Genomic DNA, 8,531 nt, shown 5'->3' with positions numbered 1-8,531 from the left:
CCTCCGACAGAGAAACTAAAAAATTAATTCTCAAGAATATTTTTGCATCTTTTTTTGAAAAAGACCTAAGAGTCTTATCTGATTATAGCGACATTCGGGAACTGCGCGATTTAATTTTACTGCTTGTACCAAGAGTTGGCTCTATGCTTGACATTACCAAATTATCTGCAGAATTAGGTGTAAATAGAGCTAAAATATATAGCTACCTTGAGCTGTTACAGGGTAATTTTTTTGTCCGCTTGTTGCCTAAATTCTCAAGAAGCATAGATAGATCAATAGCAGGAGGCAAAAAAGTTTATTTTACAGATAACGGAATTCTTAATATTATCGGTAACGTAAATGATTCTCAGCTTTTAGAAAATTCTGCCGTGAATCAATTGGCAAATTATGGTGCAATCAGCTTTTATAATAAAAGAAACACCGCTGAAATTGATATTATTTTTGAAAAGGAGTATGCTTTTGAAGTAAAACTAAATGGCACCCATGCTGATCTGGTGAAGACAGAAAGAATTTCTGCCAAAATTGGCATAAAAAAATATTATGTTATTTCACGAAAATATAAAGATGAAAAGGGGATGATATTTCCGATGTTTTTGTAAGAAATTCATCAATATTTTTTAAAGTTAAAAACATTTGTGCATAATAAATTAAAAATTAATAAATGATAAACAAATATGACGTGACAATAATCGGTTCAGGCCCTGGCGGATATGTAGCCGCCATCCGATGTGCGCAATTGGGATTGAAAACCGCTATCATAGAAAGGTATGAGAGGCTTGGCGGCACCTGCCTGAATGTAGGATGCATCCCCTCAAAAGCGCTTTTAGACTCTACCGAACATTTTCATAATGCCAGGCATAATTTCAAAGAGCATGGCATTGATGTAAAAGATTTGAAGGTAAATATGGGCAGAATGATTGGCCGTAAAGACCAGGTTGTGAAGGAGATATGTGAGGGGGTAAAGTTTTTGATGAACAAAAATAAGATTGATGCTTATTACGGACACGGAAGTTTTGTTGATAAAAATTGTATAGAATTCAAAAATTCAACAGGCAAACCCGAAAAAATTGAAACTGATAAAGCCATTATAGCTACCGGATCAAAACCAGCCTCCATTCCAAATGTAGCTATTGATAAAAAGAAGATCATTACCTCTACTGAAGGTTTAACATTAAAAAAAGTTCCCAAACATATAGTGGTTATCGGAGGAGGGATCATTGGCGTGGAAATGGGGTCAGTATTTGCACGCCTTGGCTCAAAAATTACGGTAGTTGAATATTTGGATGTATTGATCCCGACAATGGATCGAGCCTTGGGTAAGGAATTACAGAAAATCTTAAAGAAAGACCTCGGTTTTGAATTCTATTTTAATCATAAGGTAACAGGAGCTAAATCTAATGGCAACTCTGTAACTGTCAGCGCTGAAAATTCAAAAGGACAAAAGATTGAATTTAAAGGTGATTATTGCCTGGTAGCTGTAGGAAGAAAACCTTATACCGAAGGGCTTGGTTTAGAAAATATTGGGATGAAAACAGATGATAAAGGAAGGGTTGAAGTGAACGAACATCTGCAAACCAGCGTGAATGGTATCTATGCCATTGGCGATGTTGTAAAAGGCGCCATGCTTGCCCATAAAGCCGAGGATGAAGGAATTTTTGTGGCAGAGGAAATAGCAGGACAAAAGCCGCATATCAATTACCTGTTGATCCCCAGTGTAGTTTACACCTGGCCTGAAGTTGCAGGGGTTGGTTATACCGAAGAACAGCTAAAAGATTCAGGTAAGGCATATAAATCCGGTTCCTTCCCCTATAAAGCATCAGGGCGGGCAAAGGCGAGTATGGACACAGACGGCTTGATCAAAGTGTTGGCAGATAAAAATAGTGACGAAATACTGGGCGTTCACATGATAGGGCCCAGGGCTGCAGATATGATCGCAGAAGCAGTGGTGGCAATGGAGTACCGGGCATCTGCAGAAGACATTGCCCGAATGTCACATGCCCACCCATCTTTTACGGAAGCCATAAAAGAGGCTTGTTTGGCAGCTACGGAAAACAGGGCGTTGCATCTTTAATTGAAAATTGAAAATAATGAATGAACCTAAATCCATATCATCCATCTCCAAATCAGATCGTGAGGATATTCGTAAATACATCCATCATTTTGAAAACTTATCTGCTGAAGAGATATTAGTATTGATGGAAGAATGGCGTGATTTTTTCTATGAAAACATGACTAACCAAGGCAAAAAGTTTTTTGAATATCAACGGAAGCTATCTAAGAAGCGTGTCTTATAGCTATTGAAAACATGACATTGCGTCTTTAATTGCTGATTATATGTATAAATTCAATAATATGAATAAAACAATTGGTGTCTTTTTACTAAGAGGATTGTTAGCATTAATCTTCCTTATGGCAGGTTACGGAAAAGTGTTTAAGTGGGGTGTTGAAGCAGTTTATTCCAACTATTTCGAACCATACAAGGAAACATTCTTGCCGGAAATACTTCTAAAGTTTACTGCTTATTACACTTCATACATAGAACTTGCAGCCGGGTTTCTTTTACTTATTGGGTTATTCAGAAATTACTGTCTATATGCTTTGGCAAGTGTCCTGTTAATAGTCTCTTTTGGGCATGGACTTGCTGATCCGATATGGGACCTTCACCATGTATTTTTCCGGGCTGTTTTTTTGATTGCTTTATTACTCCTTCCAAATGAGTGGGATAGGTGGAGCGTTGACAATTTTATTTTGAATAGGAAGTAAATATTAAATGGATTGATGGGAGTTTTAAAACTTTTTTTTGTTTTAAATATTAAAATATTACCTTTGCACCTTCATTTAATTTTTTCAAACTAAAACAAAAAAAATCATGAAAAATTTTAGTATTATTTTTTCAGTTTTTCTTTTAGCCGCTTTATTTGGCTGCAAAAAAGAAAAAGAAAAAGAGCCGCAGCCAACTGCTAATAAGGTTTTGGTGATTGACAATGGCGCTCAAACAATTCAACAAGGCGCCAGAATGAGCAATAGTGGCTCCTATTTTCAAAACACTACCTATTCTGCAACCTTTGTGGATCTGAATGGTAATGTAACAGCAGCAACCAATGTTACATGGTCTAGTTCGGCTGATTCTATTGTAAGTATAAATAGTACCAGCGGTTTAATTTCCATTAATACTGTGGGCAATCTAACTATCACCGCAAGTGTAAGTGATGGGGGCGTTACCTATACAGCTAGTGTGCCGATAAGCATTACACTGCCGGGTATTTTTGTAGTGGCGCCATCAATAATTATGATGTCAACATCGGAAACCATTCAACTGACACCTGTATATTTTACGACTCTAACAGGGGTAACTTATACTTATACAACTGATAATGCAAATGCAGTTGTTTCTGTTAGCAATACAGGATTAGTAACGGGGGTTGATGTCGGCAATGCAGTTATCACGGTTAAGGCGAGCACTTCTGCTGCCACATTTGATGTACCTGTTTTGGTTTTTGGAGTGCCTGCTGTAGCTATTCCTGTTACAAGTGTCACTCTAAATCCTGCTGCAAAAGATCTGTTCAAAGGCGATATACAACAGTTTACTGCCAAAGCTTTTTCAGGAGCCAATGACGTTACAGCTAATGAAACTTTCACGTGGAGTTCATCAGAACCGGCTGTTGCATCTGTAGATTCCAGTAGTGGATTGGTTACGGCTTTACAAATTGGTGAAACGGTTATTAAAGCAACTGCAAAAGGTATCAGCGGATATGCAGAAGTGTTGGTTAATCCTGATACGGTGGTATTGATAACTCCATTTTGGACTTCCGTATCTGCAGGTGGAACCAAACAATTTACTGCTGCAGCTTATGACGCCAAGCAAGCACCAATCAGCCTTTTGACAGGTGTAACTTCTTTCAATTGGGAGATACCATCTTTTGGCCCTGGCTTTGAAATATTTGATATTGGCACTGTGAGTCCTGCTACCGGGGCATCAACAACTTTAACAGTAAAAGCAGATGCTCTTGTTGGGCTGCCAGGTATTCTTATAGCATCAGTGGGTGGCTCGCTCACCTACGGCAGCGGGAGCAGCAATCATCACTGTTGGTATTGGCTCTCCTTGCATTTGTGGAGCGGATGACCCTAATGTGACAAACATTACTGTTAGTAATACGACCATAAATTTAAGTTTAAGTATAGGACCATTTACAGATCAAATTAATGCAACAACGAGTCCGGGTACTGGTACTTTGGTATATTGCTCTGATAATGAACTTATAGCTACTGTTGATTTCACAGGAGCGGTAGCTGCCACAGGTCCGGGTACTGCTATCATTACAGTTTGTGCAGGAAGTGTTTCAACGACAGTTACGGTCAATGTAACTTTTTAACTTTTGATTACTATAAAAACGCCCTTTCTTAATTTTAGAAGGGGCGTTTTTTTGTATTACATAGAGAAAAACATTCAAACTAAAAATCTTTCCCGGCATTCCACATCAACTGATAATAAAACCTGATCATATCTTTATAACCATCATAGGATATCCTTTCATTAACACCATGTATCCGCTTGAGGTCTTTCTGATTTATCTTTACCGGGTTAAACCTGAATATATTATTCGTCAATGACTGGTAATGTTTGCTGTCAGTACCGCCAGGCAATAAAGAGGGAGAAACCATAACACCGGGAAAAACATCTTTAATTGTTTTTTCCAATAATTTATAACTTTCCGTTTCTTTGCTTGTGATCTTAGAAGGTTCATTTGCGTTGGGGTGTGTTTTTATTGCAATCCTGTCATCATTTATCACTTTTTTAACGAAATCAATGGTACTTTTAATTGTTTCACCGGGCAGTATTCTGAAGTTTATTACCACTTTGGCTTCAGCAGGCAATACATTTTCTTTACCGCTTCCTTTGAACATCGTTGGAGCAATAGTAGTACGGATAAGCGCATTTGTAGCCGGAGTCTCTGAAAGCTTCTTTTTTATCAATTCAGCAGAAACCCCAGGATTTTTCATAGCCGCTTTTAGAGCGCCGGTCATCTTATCACCCATTATTTTAAGCATTTGTTTTACGGGCAAAATAAGTTTTGCAGGTAATTGCTTTCTTTCTAATTTATGAACTGCGCTGCTAAGAATACCAATTGCAGTTTGCTGAGGCGGCATTGAAGCATGTCCGCCAAGGTCAGGATCATCCACTTTTAGCCTCAGCGTTAAGTAACCTTTTTCTGCCGTACCTATCAGGGCAACAGGCTCTTTTATTTCCGGGAAGATCCCTTCGGTAATAAATAATCCTTCATCCAGAATAAATTCTATCCCTCCTTTTATTTTTCCCTTTTTAAGGGTGGAAACCGGGTGAGCAGACTTCAATTTTTTACTTATTTTACCAGCCCCCTGCACCCCGCCAATTTCCTGATCGTGGCCAAAAGCCAGGTAAATGGTTCGCTGGGGCTTGAAATTGTCATTAAGCAAAAATTCTACCGCTTCAAGGATAGCAATCAGTGAAGATTTATCATCCAAAGTTCCCCTGCCCCATGCATAAGGATATTCCATAGCTCCATCAAATGGTGGGTGGGTCCATTTACTTTCTGTGCCTTTCTCTACAGGAACCACATCAATATGGGCAATCAGCAGGATCGGTTTTAAATTTGGTTGCCTTCCCCGCCAGGTATATAATAAACTGTAATCAGAAATTATTTCTCTTTTTAAGGTAACATGTACGTTTGGATATGATTCTTTGAGAAAATCATGAAGCTGCAAAAATTGCTTGCCATCAAATTGAGCCCTGTTCTGATACGAAATAGTTTTAAATTTTATGGCTTCCGAGAGATGTATTCTTGCTTTTTTCCCAATCTCAATTTTTTTAAACGCGTCATTCTGTGAAATTACCGGTGCCGGGGTAATTATAAAAAAGAAGTAAAAAAACGGGATAATAATATTTAGAATTTTGATCATTGTTTTAGAGTTTTAAAATTTAAATTTTTATATCTTTGCAAGATAAGAATATAACTTCGTAAATTGATTAAAAAAAGAAATTATTATAATAAAATAAAAATGAAAAACATTCTAAAGTTTCTACAAACACTCAAAAAAAATAATAACAGGGAGTGGTTCTTGCAAAACAAAGAATTTTTTGAATCAACAAAAAATAATTTTGTTGATATTGTTGAAACATTAATAGCAGGAATTGCAAAGCATGACAAAGGTATAGCAGGGCTTCAAGCTAAAGATTCTATATTCAGGATATACAGGGACATCCGTTTTTCTAAAGATAAAACACCTTATAAAACAAATTTTGGCGCTAATATGACACCAGGCGGCAAAAAATCAGGAAAGACAGGCTATTACATTCATATCGAACCCGGTGGAGGTTCGTTTTTGGCTGGAGGAATATACATGCCTCCTTCTGAACAGCTAAAAGCTGTCAGGCAGGAAATAGATTATAACATAGACGAATTTAAAAAAATCATTCAGGATAAAAATTTTGTAAAGTATTTTGGATCAGTTACGGGTGAAAAGCTCAAAAAAGCGCCCCAGGGCTATCCCCCGGATCATCCCAATATTGAGTTGTTGAAATTTAAAAGCTACATAGTAATGCACAAGGTAAAAGATACCCAACTGTTAGATGAAGGCTTTATAAAGTATGCAGTTGATGTATTTGGAGCTATGCAGCCATTTAATTGGTTTTTGAATAGAGCAGTTGTTAATTAAAATGAAGTTAATAGAAACAAAATAAATAAAAAATCGTTAAAAAAATTCTTTATTTTTGCAAAACATTTTAAATGTAAGAAAATGAAAACAGTAATTGTAAATATTCCCGAAAAAAAAGAATCCTTGCTGTTCAACTATTTCAAAAAGCACCGTCTAAAAGCGCACGTGGTGGACGATGAAGCAGACGAAGAGTTGATTGCCAAATGGATTAACCAAGGGTTGGAGAGCGGGGAAGTATCCGAAGAGGTAATTTTTGAAACATTAAGAAAAAATGGAGCTAAAATATAGCGGACAATTCAATAGGGATGTTGCAGGCTGTAACCGCATATTGTCCGATGAAATTGGCAAAACAATTTTAAAAGTAAAAAAGGCGCAGGATATTTCTCAAATTCAAAATCTCGTTAAACTCAGAAAATACAAAGTGCATTACCGGATTCAAATAGCCAAAGATTATCGTATTGGCGTTATCATTCGCGGAAACAAGGCCTGGTTCATGCGGTTCGGACACCGGAACTCCATTTACAAAAATTTTCCATAAAACCAAATCCCATGAAAAAATCTACTCTTATCCTCGCATTAGTTGCCATTACAACTTTCAACTGCTTCGCACAACCCCCCACCATCTATAAATTTATCAAGCCCCATGCGGTTCTATGGCTTGATAGATAAAATTTAATCCGCCATAAGGCGTGATGTTCTTATTGGATTGTGTAATTTTGTCCATAAAAATAATTTTAATATGATCAAATCCATGACCGGCTTCGGCACTGCTGCCAATGAAACAAAAGCAATCACTGTCACAGTAGAAGTAAAATCCCTGAACTCTAAATATTTGGATACAAATATCAGGCTGCCCAGGATTTTTTCTGAAAAGGAGATAGAATTGAAGAATTTGATAGAGCAAAGGCTTGGCAGAGGCAAAATAAATCTCTACATTGAGATCAGAAAAAAGATCGCATCACAGCCAAAAACCTCTATTAATCGTGCATTAGTGAAATCCTACTATAAAGACCTGTATGAAACTGCCACGCTGCTTGGAGCTTCTGAACAGGGTATTTTCAAAATGGCGCTGGGAATGCCCGAAGTGATGAATATAAATCAAAAAGATAATGGTACTATTAAAGAATGGAATATTATTACCAGGACCGTAAATGAAGCGCTAAAAAAATGGGACGAATTCCGCAAAAATGAAGGCAAACAGCTCCACAATAAAATAAATGATTACGTAAAGCGTATCCACCAGCTTTTAAACAGCGTAGAAAAGCAAGACCCCAAACGAAAAAAGACCATCAAAGAGAAAATAAGATCTCATTTGCTGGAGATAACAAAAGATGATAACTTTGATCATAACCGGTTTGAGCAGGAAATGATATATTATATTGAAAAATTAGATATTTCAGAAGAAAAGGTCAGGTTAAAGCAGCATCTTGATTATTTTACCAAAACCTTGCATTCAAAAGATGACTCCGGCAAAAAATTAGGATTTATTGCACAGGAAATGGGCCGCGAGATGAATACGATTGGCTCAAAAGCCAATGATGCAACGATTCAGCGCTTTGTGGTAGAAATGAAAGATGAGCTGGAGAAGGTCAGGGAACAATTATTGAATATTTTATAGTAATTCATAAAAAGAAATTTATTTTTTTACTATAATATATCACTGTTGTCCGATAAAAACAATTAATATTTAGGATTAAAATAGCTATTTTTGCAAAAAAATAAGGCAAGAGCCCAAACCTATCAAGTTATAAACTCTTGCCTAAAAAAAACTATCATGGACAAAAGTACAACAAAAAATTTAATCGGACAGCCAATTTTTTCACAAATTTTAAAATTGA

The 8,531-nt window shown here is 36.8% G+C and carries 11 protein-coding genes; 10 read left to right on the top strand and 1 reads right to left on the bottom strand.

Translation table 11 applies throughout. From position 1 onward, the window contains the following. From FVQ77_16745 to FVQ77_16720, 6 genes are all read left to right on the top strand, one after another. Positions 1-599, top strand: a 599-nt coding sequence (locus FVQ77_16745; protein MBW8051950.1) for a DUF4143 domain-containing protein, incomplete at its 5' end; no start/stop codon positions are given. Positions 600-661: 62 nt separating this feature from the next. Continuing rightward, positions 662-2,071 (top strand): dihydrolipoyl dehydrogenase, encoded by a 1,410-nt coding sequence (lpdA, locus tag FVQ77_16740; GenBank protein MBW8051949.1) that lies wholly within the window; start codon positions 662-664, stop codon positions 2,069-2,071. A gap of 16 nt (positions 2,072-2,087) precedes the next feature. Further along, positions 2,088-2,294 carry a hypothetical protein gene (locus FVQ77_16735; protein ID MBW8051948.1) on the top strand — a complete coding sequence of 69 codons (207 nt, stop codon included), beginning with the start codon at positions 2,088-2,090 and terminating at the stop codon, positions 2,292-2,294. A gap of 40 nt (positions 2,295-2,334) precedes the next feature. Next, positions 2,335-2,763, top strand: coding sequence for a DoxX family protein (locus tag FVQ77_16730; GenBank protein MBW8051947.1), 429 nt, complete (start codon positions 2,335-2,337; stop codon positions 2,761-2,763). 106 nt (positions 2,764-2,869) lie between these two features. Then, a complete protein-coding gene (locus FVQ77_16725; protein MBW8051946.1) occupies positions 2,870-4,123 on the top strand; it encodes a hypothetical protein in 1,254 nt (417 codons plus the stop codon). Then, positions 4,044-4,373 carry a hypothetical protein gene (locus tag FVQ77_16720; GenBank protein MBW8051945.1) on the top strand — a complete coding sequence of 110 codons (330 nt, stop codon included), beginning with the start codon at positions 4,044-4,046 and terminating at the stop codon, positions 4,371-4,373. The genes FVQ77_16725 and FVQ77_16720 overlap by 80 nt, the downstream gene beginning before the upstream one ends. Positions 4,374-4,452: 79 nt before the next feature. On the opposite strand, the gene FVQ77_16715 is transcribed toward FVQ77_16720, so the two are convergent. Next, positions 4,453-5,937 (bottom strand): M20/M25/M40 family metallo-hydrolase, encoded by a 1,485-nt coding sequence (locus FVQ77_16715; protein ID MBW8051944.1) that lies wholly within the window; start codon positions 5,935-5,937, stop codon positions 4,453-4,455. Positions 5,938-6,036: 99 nt separating this feature from the next. Here FVQ77_16715 and FVQ77_16710 point away from each other — a divergent pair, with 99 nt between their 5' ends. The 4 genes from FVQ77_16710 to FVQ77_16695 all read left to right on the top strand — a co-directional run bounded on the left by FVQ77_16710 (position 6,037) and on the right by FVQ77_16695 (position 8,311). Then, positions 6,037-6,693, top strand: a complete 657-nt coding sequence (locus tag FVQ77_16710) for a DUF2461 domain-containing protein (protein ID MBW8051943.1) — start codon at positions 6,037-6,039, stop codon at positions 6,691-6,693. An 81-nt stretch (positions 6,694-6,774) separates the two neighbouring features. Beyond that, positions 6,775-6,981 (top strand): hypothetical protein, encoded by a 207-nt coding sequence (locus FVQ77_16705; GenBank protein ID MBW8051942.1) that lies wholly within the window; start codon positions 6,775-6,777, stop codon positions 6,979-6,981. Beyond that, positions 6,965-7,231 carry a type II toxin-antitoxin system RelE/ParE family toxin gene (locus FVQ77_16700; GenBank protein MBW8051941.1) on the top strand — a complete coding sequence of 89 codons (267 nt, stop codon included), beginning with the start codon at positions 6,965-6,967 and terminating at the stop codon, positions 7,229-7,231. Before FVQ77_16705 ends, FVQ77_16700 begins: the two co-directional genes overlap by 17 nt. Before the next feature lie 201 nt (positions 7,232-7,432). Then, a complete protein-coding gene (locus FVQ77_16695) occupies positions 7,433-8,311 on the top strand; it encodes a YicC family protein (protein MBW8051940.1) in 879 nt (292 codons plus the stop codon). Positions 8,312-8,531: the final 220 nt, after the last annotated feature.

This window comes from Cytophagales bacterium, from assembly GCA_019456305.1.
Classification (GTDB): Bacteria; Bacteroidota; Bacteroidia; order Cytophagales; family VRUD01; genus VRUD01.
The sequence above is the reverse complement of the archived record's forward strand: the minus strand, read 5'-3'. Positions and strand labels throughout refer to the sequence as shown.